This is a genomic window from Lentzea waywayandensis (genome assembly GCF_900115955.1).
Taxonomy (GTDB): domain Bacteria; phylum Actinomycetota; class Actinomycetes; order Mycobacteriales; family Pseudonocardiaceae; genus Lentzea; species Lentzea waywayandensis.
Window position 1 is genome coordinate 175,254 of sequence record NZ_FOYL01000015.1, and the last position, 25,499, is coordinate 200,752.

Genomic DNA, 25,499 nt, shown 5'->3' on the forward strand with positions numbered 1-25,499 from the left:
ATGACGAAACAGACAGACACGCAGGGAGCGTGGCTGTCCGCGGAGGAGGCCGGTTTCCTGACGGCCGGTCCCGGCCGGGCCGCGGAAGCCGTGCTGGCCCGGCTGATCGACCAAGGCCTGCTGCGGGTCTCACGTGACGGGCTGGTCTCCGCGGTGCACCAGGACGGCGAGGGCGCCACCACATCGGTCGAAGCGCGGATGCTGAGCTTCGCACGGAACCCCGTCCAGTTCGACGCGATCGTCCTGGCGACCAGGAACTGCACGGAGGTGGCGCAGCTGTACCGGCAGCTGCTCAGCCGCGAGCTCATGCGGGTGCCCCACCGCCGCCACGACGGCCGGTGGTTCTCCCTCGCGGTCGCGGGTGTGGCGGTGGTGCTCGGGTTCGTCTCACCCGTGTTCCTCGTCGCCGCGGCGATCGCACTGGGTTTCTTCGTCTGGCAGAACGGCAGCGGCCCGATCACCCAGGCGGGCAGAGAAGCCCTGAGTCAGGTGCAGGCGAGCGACCGGGTGCACGTGGTGGCGCTGTACGGGTTCGACGGCAGGTTTCGCGGGAAGGACGTCGGCGAGCTGTTCGACTTCCCGCGTCGTGTGGTGAGGACGGTCCCGCGCAGGCCTGCCAGGGCGAGGCGGAGGTCCATCTGGAACGGTGGCGGCTGCGGTTCGTCGTCGAGCTGTGGCAGTTCCGGTTGCGCCGGTTCCAGTTCCAGCTGCGGCGGCGGAAGCGGCTGCGGTGGCGGCGGAGGGGGAGACTAGTGGCGGCACCTACAGCGGCAACGGGCACGCGAGTACCCCCGGAACAGATCGGTTATCTGGTGGCGGGGCCCGGCCGGGCGGCGGAGACCGCGCTGGCCAGGCTGCTCGACGCCGGCCTCGTGCGGGTGTCCCGCGACGGGCTCGTGTCGGCTGTACACCAGACCGAGCTGGGCGTCTCGACCGCGGTCGAGACTCTCATCCTCATCAACCTGCGCAGGCCGGCCCGGTTCGACGCGGTCGTGCGCAACGCCGCGAAGAGCACGGAGATGCGGACGTTGCACCAACAGCTGCGCGCACGGAGGCTGACCCGCGACCCCCGTCCCCGGCTCGCGGCGTGGTGGGTCTTCCTCGCGATCGGCGTCGTCCTGAGTCTGACCGCCTTTCTGAAGCCGTGGACCCTCTTGGGCGCGGTGGGGTTCCTGGGGGCCGCGTACTGGACGTTCGGCGCGAAACCGCTCACCAGGTCAGGCCGAACGGCGTTGAAGGGCGTGACCGCGAGCGACAGGGTTCTCGCGGTGGCGCTGGAGGGTTTCCGAGGCAAGGTCGACCGCCAGCAGAACGTCGGCGATCTCTTCGGGTTGTCGCAGAGCGTGGTCAAGATGCTGCCTCGCAAGCGGAAGAAGCCCGTTCGGCGCGGCGGCGGCGGCGCCAGCGATGCGAGCTGCGGCGGCGGGTGTGGCAGCAGCAGTTGTGGTAGCAGTGGCAGCAGTTGTTCGTCGGGCAGCAGCAGTTGCGGTGGCGGCAGCAGCTGCGGCGGCGGAGGAGGCGACTGATGGCGGGGATCAAGGACCTGGGTGTCGGCATCGGCTGGCGCTCGGAGATCGACCTGACCGTGGAACGGTTGCCCGGCGTGGACTTCGTCGAGGTCGTCGCCGAGAACCTCCACATCGGACACCTGCCGGAGTCGGTGACGCTGCTGCTGGAGCGCGGCGTCCCGGTGCTCCCCCACGCCGTGTCGCTGTCGTTGGGCGGCGCGGACGAGGTCGACCTGCACCGGGTCGAGCACCTGGGCGCGGTCGCCGAGGCGGTCGGCGCGCCGATGGTCAGCGACCACGTGTGCTTCGTGCGGGCGGGCGGGCTCGACTCCGGGCACCTGATGCCGGTGCCGCGCACCAAGGACGCGCTCGACGTGCTCGTCGCGAACGTCAAGCTCGCCCAGCGGAACCTGCCGGTGCCGCTCGCGCTGGAGAACGTCGCCGCACTGCTGGAGTGGCCGGACGGTGAGCTGTCCGAGGGCCAGTTCCTCGCCGAGCTCGTGGAGCGCACGGACTGCTGGCTGCTCGTGGACGTCGCGAACCTCTATGCGAACGCCCGCAACATCGGCACGGACCCGGAGCGGTTCCTGGACGAGATCCCGCTGGAGCGGCTGGCCTACGTGCACGTGGCCGGCGGCGAACAGCACGGCGACATCTACCACGACACGCACGCCCACGCGGTTCTGCCGGAAGTCCTGGATGTGCTGGACGAACTGTGCTCGCGCGTCGCCCCGCCCGGCGTTCTGCTGGAACGCGACGACAACTATCCGTCCGACACCGAAATCGCGAGCGAACTGGCCGCGATCCGCGCCGTCGTGGACAAACACCGTGGCTGAAATCGTGAACGAGAATGAAGTTTCGGCAGCACGCGAAAGGCTTGCCACCCGGCAGGCGGAGCTGCTAAACGCATTGCTCGGGAACGGACCGGCACCGGCGGGATTCGACGAACAACGCCTGGCTGTCGAACGCCGCGCGTTGTTGTCGAAACGGCGCGGCATCGTGCGGATGCTGGGACCCGCCGTCGCCGACGAGCTCGGCGACCGGTTTCGGCCGCTCTTCGACGCCTACGCCGTCGAACACCCACGTCGTGCGGGTTCACGCGCACGCGAGGACGCCGCCGCGTTCGCGGAATGGTGCCGTGCCTCCGGAGAACTGTCAGCAAAACGCAAGGCTCGCTGGAAGTTCTGGCAGTCGAACTGACGGGCGAACGGTTCGACGACCAGAATCCCCCATTCGGCCCTGTGTTACCGGGTTGTGACCTCGATACGTTCAAAAGGTCGGGGGACCTTTTTCGCATTGCCTTCGCTTTGCCGCGGAAGGCCTTCCGGCCTGCGCGGACCACAGCGCGCAGAAATTCGAACCATGAGGGGATTCGAATGCGCGGAAAAACCAAAGTGCTGAGCGCCGTCACAGCGCTCGCCCTGACAGCGGCATCGGCCGCGGCGGCCACGGCCGCTCCACCGGCGGGAACAACCCCGCAGAAGGCCGCCGACGAGGTCACCCTCGTCACGGGTGACAAGGTCCTGCTGGGGCAGGACGGGCAGGTCGTCGCGATCCAGCCGGGCGAAGGCCGCAAGAACATGATCTTCAAGACCGCCCGCAGGGCGGACGGCCACACGATGGTGGTGCCGAAGGACGCCTTCGAGCCCCTGGCGGCGGGCCGGCTCGACAGCAGGCTCTTCGACGTCACCACGTTGCTGGAGTTCGGCTACCGCGACCGCATGCCGTTGATCGTGGACGGCCGGGCCAGAGTCGGGGCCAGGTCGTCGGGCGACTGGGCGGCGCTCAGGACGGAGGCCGCGACCGGTGACAAGATCTGGCTCGACGGCATCCGCAAGCCGAGCCTCGACCGCAGCGTCGCCCAGATCGGCGCGCCGGCCGCCCACCAGAAGGGCATCACCGGCAAGGGGATCAAGGTCGCGATCGTCGACACGGGTGTCGACGAGAAGCACCCCGACCTCGCGGGACAGCAGATCGCGGAGAAGAACTTCACGACCGACCCCGACAACACCGACAACGTCGGTCACGGCACGCACGTCGGCTCGACCGTCGCGAGCCACGACTCGAAGTACGGCGGTGTCGCACCGGGCGCGCAGCTCATCGACGCGAAGGTCTGCGTCGAGTTCGGCTGCCAGGAGTCCTGGATCCTCGACGGCATGCGCTGGGCGGCGGAGCAGGGCGCCCAGGTCGTCAACATGAGCCTCGGCGGTGGCGACACCCCCGAGGTCGACCCGCTGGAGCAGGCCGTCAACGACCTGACGGCCCAGTACGGCACGTTGTTCGTCATCGCGGCGGGCAACTCGGGTTCGACCGGTTCGGTGAGCTCCCCCAGCACGGCAGAGGCCGCGCTGTCGGTCGGTGCCGTCGACCGCGACGACAAGCTCGCCCCGTTCTCCAGCAAAGGCCCTCGCGTGGGAGACAGCGGGCTCAAGCCCGAGGTGACCGCACCGGGCGTCGACATCGTCGCCGCCAAGGCCGGCACCAGCGACCACTTGGCCGGCAGCGGCACGTCGATGGCGACTCCGCACGTCGCCGGCGCCGCAGCACTGCTGCGCCAGCAACACCCGGAGTGGACGCCCGCGCAGCTCAAGTCGGTGCTCGCGACCACGGCCAAGCCCACCGAGGGCGTCAGCGCGTTCGACCAGGGCGCCGGACGCATCGACGTGGCCAAGGCGATCGGCCAGGTGCTGACCGCCGACGTCGTGGCCGTCAACCTCGGCCTGCACGAGTGGCCGCACGCCGACGACAAGCCGGTGACCAAGCCGATCACCTACTCCAACCCGACGGACGCGGCGATCACGCTCGACCTCGCGTTCAAGGGCAGCGCTCCGGCGGGCATGTTCACGCTGGGCGCCTCGAAGCTGACCGTGCCGGCCAAGGGCACCGCGTCGGTCACCGTCACCGGTGACAGCCGCGTCGGCACCAAGGACGCCGCGTACTCGGGCGAGATCGTTGCCACGTCCGGTCCGCACACCGTCCGCACGCTCGTCGGCATCGACCGCGAGGTCGAGAGCTACACCCTCTCGATCGACATGATCGGCCGTGACGGAGGGGACCCGGCGGACTCGTTCACGTTCATCGCCGGCCTGGACAACGACACGTTCAAGGCGGTGTTCGGCGCGGGCGACCAGAAGATCCGCCTGCCCAAGGGCACGTACTTCCTCGACACGACCCTGGGGAACGGCCCACAGGGCATGGACATGCTCTACCAGCCCACCGTGAAGCTGACCAGCGATCAGACGATCAAGCAGGACGCCCGCCTGGCGCAGCCGGTGTCGGTGAAGGCGCCGGAACCGGTCGGCGACTTCGCGATCGGGCTGATCGCCGTCAAACGCTCGGTGGGCGGCGAACCGCGCCTCCGGTCCACCTCGGTCATGTTCGGCGGCTTCGACGGCGTCGCGATCGCCCAGGGCGGCGCCCAGCTCCCGCCGGACGAGTTGTCGTCGCTCGCGATGCTGCAGACGAACGCCGCGGCCGACCCGCACACGTTCTACCGGCTCGCCTACCCCTTCGCCGGCGGACTTCCCGTCGGCCTGACCAAGGCGCCCGCCAAGAAGGAACTGGCCAGGGTCGAGTCCACGATCGGTGGCCAGAAGCCGGACAGCCAGGCGTCGAAGGGCGAGCTTCCGTTGTCACCGCAGGGTTTGAGCGGCGGCACCGCGCTCTACCCGGTGGCCGTCGGCGCGACCGCGGTCGACTACGTGACGCCCGAGGGTCTGCGCTGGCAGTCCGCGATCATGACGCGGCACGCCAACGGCGCGCAGGAACGCATCACCTCCGGGCTCCGCAAGTACCAGGCGGGCAAGACCTACCGGGAACGAGAAGTCCGGCCGGTGTTCTCACCGGGTCTGCCCGAGTCGGAGTACGGGTTCGTCGAGCGGTACGGCACGCAGCTCTACGTCAGCGTCCCGCTGGTGAGCGACGCCAACCACGGCGACGGAAGGTCCACTGTGGACAGCGCCAGGACCGCGTTGTACCGCAACGGTGTGCTGATCGGCGAGACCACCACGCCGGGCGGGTCGTTCTCGAACGTGCCGCTGCCGCAGGCCGACTTCCGCGCCGAGATGAGCCTCGACCGGAGCTCGCAGTTCGAGTTCAGCACCAGGGTGTCCGCCGTGTGGACCTTCAAGTCGAAGGGCACCGAGGGCAAGATCGACGCTCCGCCGTTGTCGGTGGTGCGCTTCGAACCGAAGCTCGACGACAACGGCGCGGTGCCCGCGGGCACGTTGCAGCGCATCGGACTGCTCACCCAGACACAGGGCGACGCGGGCAAGGTGCGCATCACCGGAGTCGAGTACTCGCACGACGACGGCAAGTCGTGGCGCCGTGCGGGCGTGGTCGGCAACAGCGCGTTGGTCTACAACCCGGCGAACGCGCAGTGGACTTCGCTGAAGGCCACTGCGACGGACGCCAAGGGTGGAACCGTCGAACTGACGGTGATCCGCGCCTACAAGGTCGGCGCCTGATTTCTAGGGCAGGTTGAGGACGAGCTCGGCCGCCGGGACGCGGGTGCCCGTGTAGAAGGGGATTTCCTCTCGCACGTGCAGCCGCGCCTCGGTGCCGCGCAGGTGCCGCATGAGGTCGACGATGCGGTGCAGCTCGTCGGCCTCGAACGCGAGCAGCCACTCGTAGTCGCCCAGGGCGAACGACGCGACGGTGTTCGCGCGCACGTCCGGGTAGTCGCGGGCTTCCTTGCCGTGGTCCGCCAGCATCTTGCGGCGGTCCTCCTCCGGCAGCAGGTACCACTCGTAGGACCGCACGAACGGGTAGACGCAGATGTACTTGCGCGCCTCTTCACCCGCGAGGAACGCGGGGATGTGGCTGCGGTTGAACTCGGCCGGGCGGTGCAGGGCGACCTGCGACCAGACCGGCGTGGAGACCTTGCCGAGCGGGGTGCGGCGGAAGCCGGTGTAGGCGGCCTGCACCTGCTCGATCTCCTCAGCGTGCCACCAGATCATGAAGTCCGCGTCGGCGCGCAGACCGGCCACGTCGTAGACGCCGCGCACGACGACGCCCTTGCCCTCCAACGCGTCCAGGTAGTTCTGGGTCTCGGCGGCAGCAGCCGAACGGTCGTCCGGAAGCTTGCCGGGTTCGACCCGGAACACCGACCACATCGTGTAGCGGATGGTGTCGTTGAGCTCGTTGTAGTTCAGGCGCGCCATAGGTCCATCTTGGCACGGGCCACTCAGCGCCGAACGCGGCCCAGCAGGTGTGCTGCGACACGGGCGGCGGCCGCGTCGGCGGTCGCGATGCAGGCCGGCACACCCACCCCGTGCAGGGTGGCGCCCGCGACGGCGAGGCCCGGCACGTCGGCGATGCCGCGTTCGATGGTGTCCACCAGGTCGACGTGACCGACGCCGTACTGCGGCAGCCCCCCACCCCAGCGCTGGACCACGTAGTCGATCGGAGCGGCCTTGATGCCCGTCAGCTCGTACAGGTCGTTGCGCACGGCCTTGACGAGGTCGGCGTCGCTGCGCTGAAGGAGCGCCGTCTCGCCGTGCCGCCCGACCGAGCCGCGCAGGATGACCGGTTCGCCGTAGTGCGCCCACTTGCGGCTGGAGAACGTGAACGCCTTGGCGGTGAACGGGGTGATGCGGTCGGAGTACCGCTCCCCCTCCGCGATCAGCACGCCGGAGCGGTCCGGCAGTGCGGTGCCCGGTGGCAGCGCCAGCGCGACCACGGCCATCGAGGCGACCTCGACCTTGCCGTACGCGGCGGACACCTGCGGCGCGATCTCGTGCAGCAGTCTGCGCGCGGACGGGGCCGGGACCGCGAGCACGACGCCGTCGCACTCCAGGTACTCCGGGGTCGCGGCCGAACCGATCTCCAGCCGCCAGCCGGCGCCGAGCCACGACAGCACCCGGACCGGCAGTCCGAGCCTGATCTCGGGCCTCGCGACCTCGGCGAGCCGGTCGACGAGCGACGAGACGCCGTTGCTCAGCGACGCGAACACCGGCGGCCGTGCGGAGCGGGCCTGCGGTGGCGCGGGCATCATCATCGCGGCGGCCGCGAGCAGCGAACCGACGCCCTTGTCCAGCAGCGTCGCGATCTGCGGCATCGTGGCGCGCAGGCCGAGCTCGTCCGCGCGGCCCGCGTAGACGCCGCCCAGCAGCGGGCTGACCAGGCGGTCGGCGACCTCGGGGCCGAACCGTTCCTTCATCAGCGTGCCGACGGCGACGTCGCCGCCCCTGAGCTCGATCGGCGGCAGCGTCGGTTCCATCTCGACCCGCAGCGCGCCCTCGGACGACAGCATGTGCCGCACGGTCTCGACGCTGGCCGGAACGCCCATGAACGTGTGCGCCGGCAGCTGGTGCGTGCGCCCGGCCGCGTGGACGCTCGCCTTCGCGGCCGTCGGATGCACGACGTGATCGGCCAGCCCGACCTCGTTGATCAGCTCCTGCGCCTCGGGTTTGCGGTGCAGGAACGCCTCCGCGCCCACGTCGAACCGCACACCGGCGAGCTCGGTCGTGCGCAGCTTGCCGCCGAGCCGGTCGGACTGCTCGATCACCGTGATCCTGGCCTGCGGGCCGAGCAGCATCCGCAACCGGTGCGCGGCGGCCAGGCCGGAGATGCCTCCCCCGACGACGGCGACGTGCGGCGCTCTACCGTGCATTACAAGCTGTGGATCAGTTCGACGGTCCGGGTGATGATCTCCGGATCGGTGTCGGGCAGCACGCCGTGGCCGAGGTTGAAGATGTGGCCCGCCGCGGCCTTGCCCTCGGCGTGGATGCGGCGCACCTCGCCTTCGACGGCCTCGAAGCCCGCGAAGAACAGCGCCGGGTCGAGGTTGCCCTGCACGACGGGCTTCGGGAGCTCGGGGTTCGCCTGCTGGAGTCGCTGCACGGCGACGTCCAGGGGAATCCGCCAGTCGACGCCGACGACGTCCGCGCCGGCCTCGCGCATCGCGGGCAGCAGCTCACCGGTGCCGACGCCGAAGTGGATGCGCGGCACCGTCGTGATCGTCTCCAGGACGCGCTTCGAGTGCGGCAGAACGAACTCGCGGTAGTCGCGCTCGGACAGCGCGCCCGCCCAGGAGTCGAACAGCTGGACCGCCTGGACACCGGCGTCGAGCTGCGCGTGCAGGAACGCCGTCGTGACGTCCGCGATCTTGGCCAGCAGCGCGTGCCACAACTCGGGGTTGCCGTGCATGAGCGCCTTGGTGCGCTCGTGGTTCTTGCTCGGCCCGCCCTCGACGAGGTAGGAGGCCAGCGTGAACGGCGCCCCCGCGAACCCGATCAGCGCGACGTCCTGCGGGAGTTCCTTGAGCAGCAACCCGATCGCGTCCGCGACCGGCTGGACCTGCTCGGCGTGCAGCTCAGGAAGAGCCTTCACGTCCTCGAGCGTCCGGACCGGGTTCGCGACCACGGGACCGGTGCCCGCGACGATGTCGAGGTCGACACCGGCGGCCTTGAGCGGCACCACGATGTCGGAGAAGAGGATCGCGCCGTCGACGCCGTGCCGCCGGACGGGCTGCATGGTGATCTCGCAGACCATCTCCGGGTCCATGCAGGCGTCGAGCATCGCGGTGCCCTGGCGGAGTGCCCGGTACTCGGGCAGCGACCGTCCCGCCTGCCTCATGAACCAGACAGGGGTGTGCGACGGGGTGCCGCCATGAGCGGCCACGAGGAGGGGTGCCGTGGAAGTCATATCTCTTTCATGGTCCCACGTCCCGGCGTGCCGCCGTCACTCGGCCGGATTGCGAGGCATACAGTCAGTTGTGTGACCGAGCCGGAAATCTTCCGCCGGGCGGTGGGGACGCTCAAGTCGGTTCGCCACAGGCCCGAGATCGAACTCACCGAAGTTCGCCCACCGCAGCGGCTCGCTCCGTGGGCGTACGCGCTGACGGCTGAGGTCACCGGCCCGTCGGACGAACTGTCGACCGGAAGGCTCGTGCTGCTGCACGATCCGGACGGCGACGAGGCGTGGGGCGGTGTCCTGCGCGTCGTGGCGTACGTGCGCGTCGAGCTGGACCACGAGCTCGCGTCCGATCCCCTGCTGCCCGAGGTCGGCTGGTCGTGGCTGACCGAGGCGCTGGAGCAGTCCGGGGCCGGGTTCACCGCTCTGGGCGGGACCGTGACGCAGACGTCGTCGGCCCGGTTCGGCGACATCGCCGGCCCCGCGCGCACCGATGATCTGGAGCTGCGCGCGTCGTGGACCGCGCTCGACGGAGAACTCGCCGAGCACGGCACCGCGTTCTACGAGCTGATGGCGACAGCCGTGGGGCTGCCGCCGGTCGGCGTCACTCTCTTCGGCCAGCGCCAGCCCTAGGCGTCCGCGTCCCGCAGGACTCGAAGCACGTTCGCGCCGGCGAGCTTGGCGCAGTCGTCCTCGGACCAGCCCTTGTCGAGCAGCGCGCCGAAGAGGTTCGGGTAGGTGGAGACGTCCTCGAGGCCCTGCGGCAGTGCCTGGACGCCGTCGTAGTCGCCGCCCAGTCCGAGGTGGTCGACGCCGACGACCTCACGGGCGTGCTCGAGGTGCAGGACGACGTCGTCGAGCGTGGCGACCGGCTTCGGGTGCTCGACGACCCACTTCTCGCCGAACGCCTTGCGTTCCCCCATGTCGGCGTGGTTCGCGCCGGCGGCCGTCATGGCCGCACGAAGGGCTGCGTCCCATTCAGCGACACGAGGTGAGACGAAGTCCGGCACGAATGTGATCATGGCCACACCGCCGTTCGCCTTCAGTTTGATCAACACGTCGTCCGGAATGTTGCGCGGGTGGTCCGCGACCCGGCGGCACGACGAGTGGCTGAAGATGACGGGCTTGACGCTCGTCTCGAGCGCGGCGTGCATCGTGCTGGGCGCGACGTGGCTCAGGTCGACGAGCATGCCGATCCGGTTCATCTCGCGCACGACGTCGCGGCCGAACTCCGTCAGCCCGCCGTGTTCTGGCTGGTCAGTGGCACTGTCGGCCCACGGGGTGTTGTCGTTGTGCGTCAGTGTCATGTACCGGACGCCCAGGCGGCGCAGCGCGCGCAGAACCCCGAGTGAAGAGTTGATGGAATGTCCGCCCTCGGCCCCGATGAGGGAGGCGACACGCCCGGAGGCGAAAACTTTTTCAGCTTCGGCGGCGGTGGTCGCGAGGCCCAGGTGATCGGAGTACCGCCCGGCCAGCTCGTAGACCAGTTCGACCTGCTCCAGCACGGCGGTCACCGCTCCGTCACCCGCCAGTCTTCCGGGAATCCAGACGGACCAGAACTGCATCCCCAAGCCGCCCTCGCGCATTTTCACGATGTCCGTGTGCAGGCTGGGATGACGTTCCGTGAGATCGATCTTCGCGGCGGTCGTGTAGACGTCTTCGCCCGTTCCGTCGCCGAACTCGCGCAGAGCCCACGGCAGGTCGTTGTGGCCGTCGACGAGGGGCGCACGCTGCAGCAACGCCCGCGCTCGTTCGAGTCCAGAACTGCTAGGCACAACCAACTCCAAGATGTCGTTCTGAGAGGGGCTCGCGTTACACCCCCTATCTAGTTGTCATCCAATCGTGTGACACATGGGGCCATCTGTCACAACTCAATAGGGATAGATACCCGATTGATCGTCCCGTAGACCCGCATGGGCGGCTACGCTGCCCCAGACGACACCACTTTCGGTCGATCAGTGGCGCGGCTGATTGGACGAAAGTCTCCGGTGCCGGTCGGGGGGCACGACCGACTCCAGGGAGGTAGTGACGTGGCTGCCGTCGGCTTAGGTCAGGCCGTTCGTACCACGCCAGCCGGCTCGTTGCCGGCGAACATGGTCCCGCACCCGCGGGAAGAGCTTTTTTCAGTGCTGGTGGTCGACGACCACCCACTGCTGAGGGAGGCGATATCAGCTCGGCTCACCCAAATGGGAGCCGGGACAGTGCATGAGGCCGCATCGGTGGCAGAGGCTCGGGCGCGGGCACTTGCAACCGGTCCTTGCGACCTCGCGATCCTCGATCTGGGCCTGCCGGATGGCACCGGCATCGACCTGGTCACGGAACTCCGTGCTCAGGGCTGGCCCCGCATCGTGGTCCTCGCATCCTCCGACGACCCCTACGCGGTCAGGTCGGCCTTCCAGGCGGGCGCCCAGGCGTACCTCCTGAAGTCCGCCTCTCCGATGGTGGTCACCGACGGGGTGCGCAGGGTTCTCGATGGTGGCGTTTACGCAGATCCGAGCGTGGCACCAGTACTCGCAGCGGGTACTCGGGTGCCGGGCACGGACAACACGCCGCGGGAACTCTCCGCGCGTGAGGTCGAGGTGCTCCAGCTGGTCGCCGATGGCCAGAGCAACAAGGAAATCGGCGAGGCTCTGAGCTTGTCCGCGTTGACGGTGAAGTCTCACCTGTCGCGGATCGGCCGGAAGCTGGGCACAGGAGATCGCGCTCAGATGGTCGCGCTGGCCATGCGTGCCGGCGTGATCCGTTAGATACCGGTTTGAAGCACTGAACCGGCCGAGAACACCTGTGAGTGGTGCGATCGTCGTAGGGTCATCCGCTGTGGATGTACCCGCCGACGAGCCAACCGCACCAACCGGACCAGATCCGGTACCGCTGACGGAACCTGCTGATGGGGTCCCGCCCGTGGTCGCCGATCAAGCTGCGCTCCGGCGAGCCGCTGACGCGCTCGCCGGGGCGAAGGGCCCGGTCGCGGTGGACACCGAGCGAGCCTCGGGCTACCGCTACTCACAGCGTGCCTATCTGGTGCAACTGCGCCGGGAAGGCGCCGGCACATGGTTGGTCGATCCGATCGCCCTAGGCGGACGGCTCGATCCACTGGTGCAGGCGCTGGATGGCACTGAGTGGGTGTTGCACGCGGCGTCTCAGGACCTGCCGTGCCTCGCCGAACTCGGGCTGCGACCCGGCGTGCTGTTCGACACCGAGCTGGCGGGCAGGCTGGCTGGGTTCGATCGTGTCGCACTGGGCACGCTGGTGGAACGGCTACTCGGTTTTAGGCTCGAGAAGGGGCACGGCGCGGCCGACTGGTCGCGCCGGCCCCTTCCTGCCGACTGGCTGACGTACGCCGCTCTCGACGTGGAGCTGCTCGTGCAGCTGCGCGACGTTCTCGAAACCGAGCTGGAGCGCCAGGGCAAACTCGCCTGGGCGCTCGAGGAGTTCGAGGCGGTGCGGACGGCGCCATTGCCGCGTCCCCGTACCGACCCCTGGCGGCGCACGTCCGGTATCCACCGCGTGCGCAACCAGAGGCAACTGGCCCTCGTGCGTGCGCTGTGGGAAGCCCGCGACGCCGTGGCCCGCGATCGCGACATCGCCCCGGGCCGAGTCCTCCCGGACTCCGCCCTCATGGAGGCGGCCGCCCGCAACCCCGCCAACGAGGCCGAGCTGCTCGCTCTGCCGGTCTTCCGCGGCCGGTCCCAGCGCCGCATGTCCGGTGTCTGGATGAACGCCCTGCGCAAGGCGGGCGCGTTGGCCAAGTCGGAGCTCCCGGAACCCGCGGGCCAGCACGACGGCCCACCCCCGCCCAACCGCTGGGCGGACAAGGACCCGGACGCCGCGGCCCGCCTGGCCGCGACCCGTGCGGCACTGGCGACCATCGCCGAGGCCAACACCCTCCCGGTCGAGAACCTGCTGCTGCCCGATCTGGTGCGCCGCACCTGCTGGCAACCGCCGGCCGACCTCTCCCCCGAATCCGTGGCCACCGTGCTGCGCGACGGAGGGGCGCGGTCGTGGCAGATCGACCTCACGCTGGAAGCCCTCACCAAGGCCCTGGCGGCGACGGCACCTCCGCCCGCGCCCCCTTCTGGGCCTGCTTCTCCTTCCGGACCCGCCAACTGATATCCGATATATCAGCTGTCGTGCGTGATCCGCTCACGCACGACAGCTGATCTCCATGCCGTCCTCGACCGGGAACGCGACGCTGACGTACCCGTTGGCGGGTTCCCGCACGTAGGCGAGGTAGTCGGCCATCAACTCCTGGTCGATGTCGTCGGCGACGACGAGCGCTCCCGGCGCGAGCCGGGGTTCCAGGTCACGCAACACCGGCAGGCACAGCTCCTTCCAGCCGTCGAGCAGCACCAGCCCGATCGGCCCCTTGAGGTCGGCCAGCGTGCGGCGGGCATCGCCCGGCAGGATCGTCGCGACACTCCCGAGACCGGCCTCGTCGAGGTTCTTCCGCGCGGTGGCGACCTTCGCCTCCGACATCTCGGTCCCGTACACGTGCCCCTTGCCGTTGTCGGCGACCGCGGCCGCCAGGTAGAGCGTCGAGATGCCGAACGACGTGCCGAACTCGACGACGGTGTCCGGCCGGCTGGCCCGCACCAGCCCGTAGAGGAGATCTCCCCCACGGGCGGAGATCGGCATGTACACACCGGCCAGTGCGTCAGCGCGTTCCTGCGCGCTCGCCGACCGCAGGTCACCCCACGACGGCGCGTCGAAGTGGTCGTCGTCGGACGCGGCAGCGCCGAAGAGCCGGTCGAGGACCGAACGAACCCGAGGCTCGTGCAATGTGATGGTCATGCCAGCGAGAGTAGACGCAACGTTGCGTCTAGGCTAGCCCTGACTAAGGTACGGCTCCTGGAGGTGGCCGATGGGGAGCAGCAGCACCGCGCATCGCGGAAACCGGCACGGACGCAGCGAGGAAGCACGGCAGGCAGTGCTGGAGGCGGCCGACGACCTGCTGGCCGAACGCGGTTTCGCCGGCGTGACCATCGAGGGCATAGCCGCCCGCGCCGGCGTCGCGAAACAGACGATCTACCGCTGGTGGCCGTCCAAGGTCGACGTGCTGCTGGAAGCCTTCACCGAGGACATGGCCGAACACCTCACCCCGCAGGACCACGGCGACCTGGGAACCGACCTGCGCACCCACCTGGCGAACCTGGCCGAGTTCCTCACCGACTCCGACCCCGGCGCCGTGTTCCGCGCCCTGACGGGCCAGGCCCAGCACGACCCGCACCTGGCGACCAGGCTCCGCGACGACCACCTGAGCCACCAGCGCGACCGCGACCGCCTCCCTCTGCACCGCGCGATCGAACGCGGCGACCTCCCCGCCGACCTCGACGTCGACGCGGCCCTGGACCACCTGGTAGGCCCCATCTACTACCGCGTCCTGGTCACCGGCTCACCCGTCCCCCGCACGTTCACCGACGACCTCGTCGCCGCCTTCCTGCACCGCCACCACCGCCCAAACTGATATATCGGCTCAGCCGCAGCCTCCTGACCTGCCGCTTAGCAATGACTCTTTGGACTTCGACCGCAAATGACCCATTGCAAGGGGCAGTCAGCGATGATCAGCACCACCCGCCTCGACCTGCTCCCGCTGCGACCCGAGCACGCCGCGGAGATGGCCGAGGTGCTCTCGGACCCGGCCTTGCACACGTTCATCGGCGGCACCCCGCTCTCCCCGGAAGCACTCCTCGCCCGCTACGAACGCCTGGCCGCAGGCTCCCCCGACCCGGCCGTGCGATGGCTGAACTGGGTGATCCGGCTACGCGACGAAGACCGCTTGGCGGGCACCGTCCAGGCGACGATCACCGACGCCGACCACACCGCCGAGATCGCGTGGGTCGTCGGCACCTCGTGGCAGGGCCGCGGCATCGCCCGCGAGGCGACCCAGGGCCTCGTCACCTGGCTCCGCACCCAGCCCGTCCACACCGTGATCGCGCACGTTCATCCCGACCACCACGCCTCCGCCGCCGTCGCCGCCTCCGCCGGTCTCACCGCCACCGGCGAGGTCCACGACGGCGAGGTCCGCTGGCTCCTTCGACTGCCCTCGCGCTGACTCGTCCGCGGACGAGCCGACTGCCGGACAACGTGAAGTAGAGCCGCGCGACGGACAGCGATGAGCTCAGGTCGGCGTTGACAGTTGCCGTTGCGAAATATCGGGGCCGAGTGACGGACATATGCCGCCGAGGAGTTGTCCGTCCCTAGGAGAGGCCTCCGTTGAAACCTCATCTCCCCCTCGCCGTGGCCGGCCTCGTGCTGACCACGGTTCTGAGCGGCGCCACCCCCGCCTCCGCGACCACGGCCGACATCACGGCTGTCCTGGCCAAGGCAGGTACGAGCAAGCCGGCGTCGGAGCGGCAGCAGTGGATCACCCTCATCACGGGTGACCAGGTGCTGACCGACGACAAGGGCAAGCCGCAGCAGTTCAAGGCCGCGCCTGGTCGTGAGCACATCATGGTGTCCACGAGAGAGGACGGCACGCACCTCTACGCCGTGCCCGCCGACGTGGAGCCGATGATCACCGAGGGCCGGCTGGACCGGCGCCTGTTCGACCTCGCGCTGCTGAGCAGGCCCGAGTACACCAAGCGCAAGGGTCTGGGCGTGCTCGTGTCGGCGGGGTCTGGGCTGCAGAGCGCCCGCTCGTTCAGCCGCATCGGCGTGGACGCCGTCACGGTGACCGCCGAGACCGCGCCGGACGTGTGGAAGTCGCTCGCCAACGCTCGTCAAGCACAGAAGCCCACGATCTGGCTGGACGCGGTGCGCACGGCCGCGCTCGACCGCAGCACCGCCCAGATCGGGGCTCCGCAGGCGTGGCAGGCCGGGTTCGACGGCAAGGGCGTGAAGATCGCCGTGCTGGACACCGGCGTCGACAACACGCATCCGGACCTCGCCACGCAGGAGGTCGCGGAGAAGAACTTCACCGACTCCCCCGACAACCAGGACCGCGTCGGCCACGGCACGCACGTCGCGTCGATCGCGGCCGGTACCGGGGCGAAGTCGGGCGGGAAGTTCAAGGGTGTGGCGCCCGGCGCGCGCATCCTCGACGGCAAGGTGCTCGGCGACGACGGGTCCGGCTACGAGTCCGGGATCCTCGCCGGCATCGAATGGGCCGTCGAGCAGCAGGCGGACGTCGTCAACATGAGCCTCGGCGGCGAGGACGGCCCGTTGCTGGACCCGATGGAGATCCTGATCAACAGGCTCTCGCAGGAGACCGGCACGCTGTTCGTCATCGCGTCGGGCAACTACGGGCCGAACTCCGTCGGGTCCCCCGGCAGCGCGGACGCCGCGCTCACCGTCGGTGCCGTGGACCGCGACGACAAGCTCGCGAGCTTCTCCAGCACCGGTCCGCGCGAGGGTGACGGCGCGATCAAGCCGGACATCACCGCGCCCGGTGTGGGCATCGGTGCCGCGGCCGCGGGCAGGCTCGGCGAGACCATGCCGAAGCCCGCCGAGGGGTACATCTCGCTGAGCGGCACGTCGATGGCCACCCCGCACGTCGCGGGCGCGGCGGCGATCCTGGCCCAGGTGCACCCCGACTGGCGCGGCGACCAGATCAAGGCGGCGCTGATGGCGTCGGCGAAGCCGGGCGCGCACAACCCGTTCGAGCAGGGCGCCGGTCGCACGGACGTCGCCAAGGCGATCAAGCAGACCGTCTCGTCCGGGTTGGTCTCCTTCGGCACGGCGTTGTGGCCGCACCACGACGACGTCCCGATGACGCGAGATGTCGCCTACCGCAACGAAGGCGACCAGCCGGTCACCCTCACTCTCAAGGTCGACACGGCCGCGCCGCAGGGCTTCTTCACGCTCAAGGACACCACCGTGACCGTGCCCGCACACGGCACGGCCACCACCACGCTGACCGCTGACACCAAGATCGGTGGAGATGCGTCCGGCACGTTCAGCGCGTACATCAACGCGAGCGGCGGCGGCCAGTCCGTGGTGACTCCTGCGGCCGTGACGCGCGAACCCGAGCGCTACACCGTCACGGTCAAGGCGATCGGCAGCGACGGCAAGCCCGCTGCGGACTGGCGCGCGGAGTTGCAGGGCGTCACCGGGGACGCGCAGGGCGACTACGTCGGTCTCGGCACCGGACTCGAGTCCCTGCGCGTGCCGAAGGGCCGTTACCTGCTGACAGGTCGCCAGTGGGTCTCGCCGGAGCAGCCGAACGCCGAGTACAACTGGTTCAACGGCACGAACATCGAGGTCGGGGCGGACACGACCGTCACGCTCGACGCCCGCCAGGCCAAGCCCGTCGACATCGCGTGGCCGGGCACCGCGGCGGAGCGCCACTCGTACATCAGGGTCGGCCACAAGATGCCGTCGATGGAGTACGGCTTCGGCCTGCTGGGCCTGCCGCTCAGCGTCCTCAACACGGCGCACGTCGGTCCGGAGGGCAAGCCCGGCGAGATGAACGAGCTGGTCGTCGCCTCCTACACCGGCGCCGACCGCGAGGAGTTCCACCTCGCCGACCAGTCCACGACGCTCACGAAGTTCTGGACCGGCTACGACAAGCGGCTGAAGTCCAAGGACCTCGTGACCGTCGAGGCCTCGGCGGGCGCCACCGCCGAGGGCCGCACGGGTTACCTGTTCGCCAGCGCCGCCCTCGGTGACAGCCCGCTGTTCGGCGTCTCGTTCGGGTACGCCCTGCCGCACACCAGGAAGATGTACCTCTACTCCCCCGCGCACACCTGGGGTTTCCGGTTCGAGCAGGACAACGCCGACGGCACCGAGGCGTACTGGAACGCCGAGGACGAGCAGTTCAAGCCGGGCCGCACCTACAAGAAGACGTTCAACACCGGCGTCTTCGGACCGGCGCTGACGAACGAACGCCGCGTCGGCCTCTACCGCGACGGGGACATCCTCTTCGGCAGCCTGCCGTTCTTCACCGACGGACAGGGCCGCTCCGGCGGGTCGGTCGTCGAGTCGGGGTCGACGGCGCTGAAGCTCGGCGGCAAGGTGATCGACTCGACCGACCGGCCGCTCGACCTGGAGACGTTCTTCTCGCTGCCGCCGGCTCGCGGCCGCTTCGAGCTGACCACCACGGCGAACCGTTCGGGCGTCGCGGCGATCAGCACCTCGGTCACGACGACGTGGGGCTTCGACTCGGCCACGACCCCGGCCGTCTCGCAGGTGCCGTTGTCGATGGTCCGCTTCACGCCGGAGCTCGGCCTCGACGGAACCCTGCCCGCGCACCGGTTCCAGCGGATCCCGCTGACGGTGCAGGGCAAGACGAAGTCGCTGACCGCGCAGGTGTCCTACGACAAGGGCGCCACCTGGCAGCGGACGCTGGTCGTCGGCGGCTCGCTGTTCGTGCTCAACCCGGCCAAGGGCGGCAGCGTCTCGCTGCGGGCCACGGCCGTGGGCAAGGGCGGTGACTCGGTCACCCAGACCGTGATCAACGCCTACCTGACGAGGTAACGCGGAACGGCGATGCGCCCACGCCGGGCGCATCGCCGTCTTCGTTCAGCGCTTCGGGAACGCATCGTCGTAGACCGCGCGCAGGTCGGGCTCGTCGAGTCCGCTGTAGCCGCAGCCCATCACCTGAAGGTCGCTCGCCGCGACGAGGTACCTCCGGCCGATCTCGGGCTCGAACCCGGCCAGCACCGGCGAGTTGGTCGTGTTCCGCACCTCGACGAGGTCGGCCTCACCGGTCCAGGCCCGATGAACCTGCAACGTCACGACGTTGCCCTCGATCCGCAGGACGGTGGCCTCGAACGCCATCTGCGCGCGTTCCTGGAGGACCGCCGCCTCCGGCTTGCGGCACCGGACCTCCGGATCCACCGGCGCTTCCGTGAGCACGGCGACCGTGGTCTTGCGGCCCTCCGACGACGTGGGGGCCGGCGGCGGCACCTGCGACGTGCTGGTGCCGGGCCGCGGCTGACCGCTGGTCGTCGGCCGTCCGCCGCTGTTGTCGGGCAGTCCCGAACCGTTCTCCAGACCCGGCTCGGTCGAGGTCGGCAACGCGACGTCCGGGCCCGGTGCCTGTCCTGACCCACCGCCGCTCGCCACGAGCACGCCGGCGACCACCGCGATCACGGCCGCGGCTCCGACGAGCACCGGCAGCCTTCGCGAGGAGAACCGCGGTGCGACGGGAACCTCGAGCGCGGCCCCGGCCACCAGCCGCCGCGCCTCGTCCTCGGGCATCGGGCGCAGCGAGGCCGCCGGGTCGGCGCGGCGCATCCGGTCGCGCAGGTCGTCGTCCGTCATGGCCGCTCTCCTTCCGCCTGCTCGTCCAGCAGGGACTTCAACTTCCGGCGTGCCCGGTGCAGGCGGATGCTGACCGCGTTGGCGCTCATCCCGACGACCTGCGCGATCTCGGCGGGCCCGAGCTCCTCCCACGCCCAGAGCCGCATCAGCTCGGCGTCCGCGGCCGACAACCGCGCAAGCGCCCTGGCCAGTCCCGGATCCGGGTCGTCCCTGGCCGGCGCGTGCTCCGGCGGTCTGGCGAGCTGCCAGATCCGCACGAGCAGCCGGTCCTGTCTGCGCCGCGTGCGGTCCGCGTTGGCGAGACAGTTGCGCGCGACGGCGTACGCCCACGCCAGCGGTTCGGCCGGCATCTCGTCCCGGCGCCGCCAGGCCACCAGCAACGTCTCCGACAGCACGTCGTCCGCGGTCGCGGCATCGGTCCGCCGCGCCAGGTACCGGCGCAGCGGCTCGATCAGCTCCTGCGCGACGGCCTCGAAGCCCGTCTGGCGCGGTTCCACGTCCACCTGCTCCACCCCGGGTCATGTCCGGCAGGACGCCCGCTCTTTCACCCCGCGACCACTTTCCCTCCAGCCCTTTGCAACGAGTCTTTTGCGGACGAAGTCCAAAGAGTCATTGCTAAGGCGCAGGTGGAGGCGGCGCGGAACTGATATATCGGTCGATATATCAGTTCAGGACGCTGGACCGACGGGTCCGTCGCCGATCACGTCGCGCGACACCTGGGCATGCGCGAGCCTCCGGACCGCCTTGAGAACCGTGTCGCCGATGAGGGTGCCGACGACCATCGCCTCGATGATGTCGTCGCGCGTGCTCTGCCGTGCGATGTAGTCGAGGTCGGCCTGCGCGATGATCTTCAACCCCTCCAGGTAGGGGTCGAGCAGGTCGCGGAACTGGTCGTGCCCGACCGAGCGGGCGACGGACAGGGCGGCCGCAAGCATGTGGGTCACGTTGGACTCGGTGACGTCGGCGCACTCCGTCTCGCCCTGCCGCGCGAAGAAGCCCTGGACGTCCTCGATCGCGAGCGGGTCGAGCTCCACCGCGCTCGGCTGACTGATGGCCTCCTGCACGGCGCCGAGCTTGTTGTGCAGCGACTCGTCGCGGGTGTCGATGGCGGCGAGGACCTCGCGCACCGACGCGATGGAGAGGCCGCCGACGTCCGCGAGGGCACGCACCAGCCGGAGTCTGCGCAGGTGCTCGTCGTCGTAGTGGGCCTGGTTCGGGCTGGTCAGCACACCGGCGGGCAGCAGTCCCTCGCGCAGGTAGTACTTGATCGTCGGCACCGGAACGCCGCTTCTCTTCGAAAGCTCGCCAACACGCATATGGATAGTGTAGCTTCCGGATAGCAGAGAGTGCCGCTATCCATTCAGGGGGTATAGAGATGCTTCGCACATGGCACCGGCCGTTAGTGGTCTTCGGCGGGTTGATGGCCGTCCTGATCCCGGTCGCGCTCCTCGGGCTCCTGATCGACGACCGGACGCTGGTCAACTCGCCGATCTGGCTCAAGCCGCTCAAGTTCGCCGTGTCGCTGGCGATCTACGCGTTCACGCTGGCGTGGCTGCTCACGTTCCTGAAGAGGTTCCAGCGCGTCGGCTGGTGGGCAGGCACGATCCTGGCGACGGCCGGCGCGCTGGAGATGGTCGTGATCGTTGGCCAGGTCGTGCGCGGCAAGCGCAGCCACTTCAACTTCGAGACGCCACTCGACACGACGTTGTTCTCGATCATGGGCTCCACGATCGTCGTGCTGTGGGTGACGCACGCGATCGTCGCGGTGCTGCTGTGGCGGACGAAGATCGAGAACGAGGCCCTGGCGTGGTCCATCCGGCTCGGGCTCCTCATCTCGTTCCTGGGCCTCGGCGTCGGGTTCCTCATGACGCAGCCGAAGCCCGGTCAGGCCCTCGACGGGGGCACGCTCGGCGCGCACACGGTCGGCGCGCCCGACGGCGGCGCCTACATGGCGATCACCGGGTGGAGCACCGAGCACGGCGACCTGCGGGTCGGGCACTTCGTGGGCATGCACGCGCTACAGGTGCTGCCGGTGCTCATCGCGCTGCTGGGCAGCCGCGCCACCACGAAGCTCGCCTGGGTCGCGAGCGGATCGTTCCTGGGGATCTTCCTGCTCGTGACCTGGCAGGCGCTGCGCGGCCAGTCCCTGGTCCAGCCCGACAGCACGACCCTGCTCACGCTCGCAGGCATCGTCATCGCGACCGCACTGGGTGTGGTGTGGGCGCGCGAACCGAAGAAGGAGCTCGTGGACGCATGACCGCCACCCTGTTCGACCTGACGTTCCTGCTGATCGCGCCGTTCTGGCTGCTCATGATCTTCGCGCCGAAGTGGTCGTGGACGCGGAGGATCGCCGAGTCGCACCTGATCGTGCTGCCGCCGGTCGTGATCTACGTCGTGCTGATGATCCCCGTGCTGCCGGAGCTGCTGCCGCTGGTCACGAGGCCCGAGATCGGCCCGCTGGCCGAGTTCATGAGCACGCCGACCGGCGCGGCGCTGGTGTGGGCGCACATGATCGCGTGGGACCTGTTCGTCGGGCGCTGGATGTACCTCGAAGGGCGCCGGCTGGACGTGCACCCGCTGGTCATGGCACCCGTTCTGGTGATCACCATCCTGCTGGCCCCGGTCGGGTTGCCGCTGTTCCTGATCGTGCGCAAGGTGTGTGACACAACGAACAGGGGCACCGCAGTGGTTACTCACCAGTAACTAGGGTTAGAGTTGGCGTTACCGACCGGTAGGGATGTCGCGCAGCCCGCCGGTAGTGGACAGAGTTGTCACCACAAGTGGAGGAGACGCCGTGGCCGCACCAGCAGCGCCGGCACGCGTTCGGAACGTGGTCTTCGTCGACGGCGTCCGCACGCCGTTCGGCAAGGCCGGCCCGAAGGGGATTTTCGCCGAGACCCGTGCAGACGACCTCATCGTGAAGGTCATCCGTGAGCTGCTGCGCAGGCACCCCGAGCTGCCGCCGGAGCGGGTCGACGAGGTCGCCATCGCCGCGACCACGCAGATCGGCGACCAGGGCCTCACGCTCGGCCGCACCGCCGCACTGCTCGCGGGCCTGCCGAAGTCGGTCCCCGGCTACTCGATCGACCGCATGTGCGCGGGCGCGATGACCGCCGTGACCACGGCCGCGAGCGGCATCGCGTTCGGCGCCTACGACGTCGCCATCGCGGGCGGTGTCGAGCACATGGGCCGCCACCCGATGGGCGAGGGCGTCGACCCGAACCCGCGCTTCCTGTCGGACAAGATCGTCGACACCAGCGCGCTGGTCATGGGGCAGACCGCGGAGAACCTGCACGACCGGTTCCCGCACATCACCAAGGACCGCACCGACGCCTACGCGGCCGCCTCGCAGGCCAAGTACGCCGACGCGATCAAGAACGGCAAGATCGGGCCGGAGCTCGTGCCCGTCGCGACCCGCTCCGCGGAGAACGGCTGGGGCCTCGCGACGGCCGACGAGCCGCCGCGTCCGGGCACCACGGTCGAGGACCTGGCGAAGCTCAAGACGCCGTTCCGTCCGCACGGCCGGATCACCGCGGGCAACGCGGCCGGTCTGAACGACGGCGCGACCGGCTGCATCCTCGCCGAGGAGGAGACCGCGCGCGAGCTCGGCCTGCCGATCGGCATGCGGATGGTCGGCTACTCGTTCCTGGGTGTCGAGCCCGAGGTCATGGGCATCGGCCCGGTCCCCGCCACCGAGAAGGCACTCCAGCGCGCCGGTCTGTCCATTGAGGACATCGGCCTGTTCGAGGTCAACGAGGCGTTCGCCATCCAGGTGCTCGCGTTCCTCGACCACTTCGGCATCGCCGACGACGACGCCCGCGTCAACCAGTGGGGCGGCGCTATCGCGACCGGCCACCCGCTGGCCTCCAGCGGCGTGCGTCTGATGACGCAGCTGTCGCGTCAGTTCGCCGAGCGTCCGGACGTGCGCTACGGCCTCACCACCATGTGCATCGGCATCGGCATGGGCGGGACCGTCATCTGGGAGAACCCGAACTGGAGTGGCAAGTGACCATCACCGCTGAGGAAGCAAAGGCGATCTTCCCCGACGAGGTCGTCACCGTTGCCAAGACTCGTCTGATCTCGGTACCGGGCTTGGACAAGCCGGTCGCGTTCATCACGATCGACAACGGCCTGGACCACACCCGCCCGTCGACGTTCGGCCCGCAGTCGCTCGTGTCGCTCGGCGCGGCGTTCGACGAGGCCTACGCGGCCTCCCCCGCCGCCATCGCGGTGACGGGCAAGCCGTTCATCTTCGCGGTCGGCGCGGACCTGACGGCGGTCGAGCAGGCGACGGACCGCTCGCAGGGCGTCACGATCGGCAAGCTCGGCCACGACGTCTTCAAGAAGTTCACCGACTCGGACGTCCCGACCTTCGCCTTCGTCAACGGCGCGGTCATGGGCGGTGGCCTGGAGCTCGCGCTGTCGTGCCACTACCGCACGCTGGCGTCGAACGCGGCCGCGATCGCGCTGCCCGAGGTGTTCCTGGGCCTGTTCCCGGGCTGGGGCGGCACGCAGCTGCTGCCGAACCTGATCGGCGCCAACGACGCCGTGACGGTGATCTTCGAGAACGCGTTGAACCAGAACAAGATGCTCAAGCCGAAGGAAGCTCTGGCACTGGGCATCGCGGACGTGCTGTTCGACTCCGCCGACTACCTGGAGCAGTCGCTGCTGTGGCTGTCCGGTGTCGTGCGCGGCGAGATCACGGTGCCGCGCAAGGAGATCGACCGCGGCGAGGCGTGGGACGCCGCCGTCGCGCGGGCCAAGGGCATCGTGCACGGCAAGACCAAGGGCGCGGCGCCCGGCGCGTTGAAGGCGCTGGAGCTGCTGGAGCTGGCGCGCGAGAACGACCTGGACAAGGGCTACGCCGCCGAGACCGAGGGCCTCGCGGACCTCGTCATGAGCGACGAGCTGCGTGCGGGCCTGTACTCGTTCAACCTGGTGCAGAAGCGTGCGAAGCGGCCGGCCGGCGCACCGGACAAGTCGTTGGCGCGCAAGGTCACCAAGGTCGGTGTCGTCGGCGCGGGCCTGATGGCCTCGCAGATGGCGCTGCTGTTCATCCGCCGCCTGCACGTGCCGGTCGTGCTGACCGACATCGACCAGGCGCGCGTGGACAAAGGCGTCGGCTACGTCCACAGCGAGATCGACAAGCTGGCGGGCAAGAAGCGGATCTCGCCGGACGAGGCGAACCGCCTGAAGGCGCTGGTGTCCGGCTCGCTCGACAAGGCCGCGTTCTCCGACGCCGACTTCGTGATCGAGGCCGTGTTCGAGGACCTCGCCGTGAAGCAGCAGGTGTTCGCCGAGGTCGAGGAGCACGTCTCCGCGGAGGCGATCCTGGCCACGAACACGTCGTCGCTGTCGATCACGGACATGGCGTCGAAGCTCAAGCACCCCGAGCGGGTCGTGGGCTTCCACTTCTTCAACCCGGTCGCGGTCATGCCGCTGCTGGAGATCGTGCGCGCCGAGCAGACCGACGACGCCACGCTGGCGACGGCGTTCTCAATCGGCAAGCAGCTCAAGAAGTCGTCGGTGCTCGTGAAGGACGCGCCCGCGTTCGTCGTGAACCGCCTGCTGACCCGCTTCATGGGCGAGGTCATCAAGTCGGTCGACGAGGGCACGTCGTTCGAGGTCGCCGACAGGGCCACCGAGCCGCTGGGCCTGCCGATGTCGCCGATGATCCTGCTTCAGCTGGTCGGTTCCGCCGTCGCGCTGCACGTGTCGGAGACGATGCACGGCGCGTTCCCGGACCGCTTCTCGGTGTCGGAGAACATGAAGAAGTTCGTCGCCGCCGGCAAGGGCGCAGTCTGGCAGTGGGACTCGACGGGCAAGCAGACCGTCGACCCCGAGGTCCAGGCCCTGTGGCAGTTCGGTGACGCACCGCTGACCGGCGACGAGGTGAAGAACCGCGCGCTGGAAGCGTTGGCCGAGGAGATCCGGATCATGCTCGACGAGGGCGTGGTCGCGGAGGCACAGGACATCGACCTGTGCATGCTCCTGGGCGCCGGGTGGCCGTTCTGGCTAGGCGGCATCACGCCGTACCTGGACCGCACCGGCATCTCGGAGAAGGTCACGGGCAAGCGTTTCCTGGCACCAGGCGTGGCTTCCGTGCCTGCCTAGTGTGTGGTGTCGCTGAAGCCCCGGCTCTCTCGACGGAGC

23 protein-coding genes are annotated in these 25,499 nt (G+C 69.5%); 15 read left to right on the forward strand and 8 right to left on the reverse strand.

Features of this window, described 5'->3' with window-relative positions:
* The 5 genes from BM417_RS39865 (at position 1) to BM417_RS39885 (ending at position 5,974) form a co-directional block, all read left to right on the forward strand.
* Positions 1–753: a TIGR04222 domain-containing membrane protein gene (locus BM417_RS39865; protein ID WP_177320870.1), complete on the forward strand. Its 753-nt coding sequence runs from the start codon at positions 1–3 to the stop codon at positions 751–753.
* Positions 753–1,526, forward strand: a complete 774-nt coding sequence (locus tag BM417_RS39870) for a TIGR04222 domain-containing membrane protein (protein WP_177320871.1) — start codon at positions 753–755, stop codon at positions 1,524–1,526. The genes BM417_RS39865 and BM417_RS39870 overlap by 1 nt, the downstream gene beginning before the upstream one ends.
* Entirely contained in the window at positions 1,526–2,344 is an 819-nt protein-coding gene (locus tag BM417_RS39875; protein ID WP_093605251.1) for a DUF692 domain-containing protein, read from the forward strand. Before BM417_RS39870 ends, BM417_RS39875 begins: the two co-directional genes overlap by 1 nt.
* 4 nt (positions 2,345–2,348) lie before the next feature.
* Positions 2,349–2,708, forward strand: a complete 360-nt coding sequence (locus BM417_RS39880) for a hypothetical protein (protein ID WP_093605348.1) — start codon at positions 2,349–2,351, stop codon at positions 2,706–2,708.
* A 176-nt stretch (positions 2,709–2,884) separates the two neighbouring features.
* On the forward strand, positions 2,885–5,974 hold the full coding sequence (locus BM417_RS39885; RefSeq protein WP_177320872.1) for a S8 family peptidase: 3,090 nt from the start codon (positions 2,885–2,887) through the stop codon (positions 5,972–5,974).
* Between the two features lie 3 nt (positions 5,975–5,977).
* On the opposite strand, the gene hemQ is transcribed toward BM417_RS39885, so the two are convergent.
* The 3 genes from hemQ to hemE are packed head-to-tail and all read right to left on the reverse strand — an operon-like array spanning position 5,978 to position 9,155.
* Complete coding sequence (gene hemQ / locus BM417_RS39890) at positions 5,978–6,670, reverse strand: hydrogen peroxide-dependent heme synthase (RefSeq protein ID WP_093605255.1); 693 nt, start codon at positions 6,668–6,670, stop codon at positions 5,978–5,980.
* Positions 6,671–6,693: 23 nt separating this feature from the next.
* Entirely contained in the window at positions 6,694–8,121 is a 1,428-nt protein-coding gene (hemG, locus tag BM417_RS39895; protein ID WP_093605257.1) for a protoporphyrinogen oxidase, read from the reverse strand.
* A complete protein-coding gene (hemE, locus tag BM417_RS39900; RefSeq protein ID WP_093605259.1) occupies positions 8,121–9,155 on the reverse strand; it encodes a uroporphyrinogen decarboxylase in 1,035 nt (344 codons plus the stop codon). The genes hemG and hemE overlap by 1 nt, the downstream gene beginning before the upstream one ends.
* Before the next feature lie 72 nt (positions 9,156–9,227).
* On the opposite strand from hemE, the gene BM417_RS39905 reads away from it, so the two are divergent.
* Positions 9,228–9,776 carry a DUF3000 domain-containing protein gene (locus BM417_RS39905; RefSeq protein ID WP_229905701.1) on the forward strand — a complete coding sequence of 183 codons (549 nt, stop codon included), beginning with the start codon at positions 9,228–9,230 and terminating at the stop codon, positions 9,774–9,776.
* Here the strand turns inward: BM417_RS39905 and BM417_RS39910 are convergent.
* A complete protein-coding gene (locus BM417_RS39910; protein ID WP_093605263.1) occupies positions 9,773–10,918 on the reverse strand; it encodes a dipeptidase in 1,146 nt (381 codons plus the stop codon). The genes BM417_RS39905 and BM417_RS39910 overlap by 4 nt on opposite strands.
* A 255-nt stretch (positions 10,919–11,173) precedes the next feature.
* Between BM417_RS39910 and BM417_RS39915 the strand changes: the two genes are divergently transcribed.
* Both BM417_RS39915 and BM417_RS39920 read left to right on the forward strand, forming a co-directional pair.
* Positions 11,174–11,890 carry a response regulator gene (locus tag BM417_RS39915; RefSeq protein WP_015099292.1) on the forward strand — a complete coding sequence of 239 codons (717 nt, stop codon included), beginning with the start codon at positions 11,174–11,176 and terminating at the stop codon, positions 11,888–11,890.
* 70 nt (positions 11,891–11,960) lie between these two features.
* Positions 11,961–13,253 (forward strand): ribonuclease D, encoded by a 1,293-nt coding sequence (locus BM417_RS39920; protein ID WP_093605265.1) that lies wholly within the window; start codon positions 11,961–11,963, stop codon positions 13,251–13,253.
* 33 nt (positions 13,254–13,286) lie between these two features.
* Here the strand turns inward: BM417_RS39920 and BM417_RS39925 are convergent, their stop codons facing one another.
* Positions 13,287–13,934: an O-methyltransferase gene (locus BM417_RS39925; RefSeq protein WP_093605267.1), complete on the reverse strand. Its 648-nt coding sequence runs from the start codon at positions 13,932–13,934 to the stop codon at positions 13,287–13,289.
* A gap of 70 nt (positions 13,935–14,004) precedes the next feature.
* On the opposite strand from BM417_RS39925, the gene BM417_RS39930 reads away from it, so the two are divergent.
* The 3 genes from BM417_RS39930 (at position 14,005) to BM417_RS39940 (ending at position 18,557) form a co-directional block, all read left to right on the forward strand.
* Complete coding sequence (locus BM417_RS39930; protein WP_093605269.1) at positions 14,005–14,607, forward strand: TetR/AcrR family transcriptional regulator; 603 nt, start codon at positions 14,005–14,007, stop codon at positions 14,605–14,607.
* Positions 14,608–14,700: 93 nt separating this feature from the next.
* Positions 14,701–15,195 (forward strand): GNAT family N-acetyltransferase, encoded by a 495-nt coding sequence (locus tag BM417_RS39935; protein ID WP_093605271.1) that lies wholly within the window; start codon positions 14,701–14,703, stop codon positions 15,193–15,195.
* Between the two features lie 161 nt (positions 15,196–15,356).
* Positions 15,357–18,557, forward strand: a complete 3,201-nt coding sequence (locus tag BM417_RS39940) for a S8 family serine peptidase (RefSeq protein ID WP_143139005.1) — start codon at positions 15,357–15,359, stop codon at positions 18,555–18,557.
* Between the two features lie 45 nt (positions 18,558–18,602).
* On the opposite strand, the gene BM417_RS39945 is transcribed toward BM417_RS39940, so the two are convergent.
* The 3 genes from BM417_RS39945 to BM417_RS39955 all read right to left on the reverse strand — a co-directional run bounded on the left by BM417_RS39945 (position 18,603) and on the right by BM417_RS39955 (position 20,662).
* Positions 18,603–19,346, reverse strand: coding sequence for a hypothetical protein (locus BM417_RS39945; RefSeq protein WP_093605275.1), 744 nt, complete (start codon positions 19,344–19,346; stop codon positions 18,603–18,605).
* On the reverse strand, positions 19,343–19,849 hold the full coding sequence (locus BM417_RS39950; protein WP_218164714.1) for an RNA polymerase sigma factor: 507 nt from the start codon (positions 19,847–19,849) through the stop codon (positions 19,343–19,345). The genes BM417_RS39945 and BM417_RS39950 overlap by 4 nt, the downstream gene beginning before the upstream one ends.
* 165 nt (positions 19,850–20,014) lie before the next feature.
* On the reverse strand, positions 20,015–20,662 hold the full coding sequence (locus BM417_RS39955) for a MerR family transcriptional regulator (RefSeq protein ID WP_093605277.1): 648 nt from the start codon (positions 20,660–20,662) through the stop codon (positions 20,015–20,017).
* A gap of 59 nt (positions 20,663–20,721) precedes the next feature.
* Here BM417_RS39955 and BM417_RS39960 point away from each other — a divergent pair, with 59 nt between their 5' ends.
* From BM417_RS39960 to BM417_RS39975, 4 genes are read left to right on the forward strand one after another with little or no spacing between them, the layout of a single operon-like run.
* Positions 20,722–21,603 carry a hypothetical protein gene (locus tag BM417_RS39960; protein WP_093605279.1) on the forward strand — a complete coding sequence of 294 codons (882 nt, stop codon included), beginning with the start codon at positions 20,722–20,724 and terminating at the stop codon, positions 21,601–21,603.
* The gene (locus BM417_RS39965; RefSeq protein ID WP_093605281.1) at positions 21,600–22,049 is read left to right on the forward strand and encodes an ABA4-like family protein; all 450 of its coding nucleotides are present in this window, start codon (positions 21,600–21,602) and stop codon (positions 22,047–22,049) included. The genes BM417_RS39960 and BM417_RS39965 overlap by 4 nt, the downstream gene beginning before the upstream one ends.
* A gap of 34 nt (positions 22,050–22,083) precedes the next feature.
* Positions 22,084–23,355: a thiolase family protein gene (locus BM417_RS39970; RefSeq protein ID WP_407656206.1), complete on the forward strand. Its 1,272-nt coding sequence runs from the start codon at positions 22,084–22,086 to the stop codon at positions 23,353–23,355.
* Entirely contained in the window at positions 23,352–25,460 is a 2,109-nt protein-coding gene (locus BM417_RS39975; protein WP_093605285.1) for a 3-hydroxyacyl-CoA dehydrogenase NAD-binding domain-containing protein, read from the forward strand. Before BM417_RS39970 ends, BM417_RS39975 begins: the two co-directional genes overlap by 4 nt.
* Positions 25,461–25,499 lie beyond the last annotated feature (39 nt).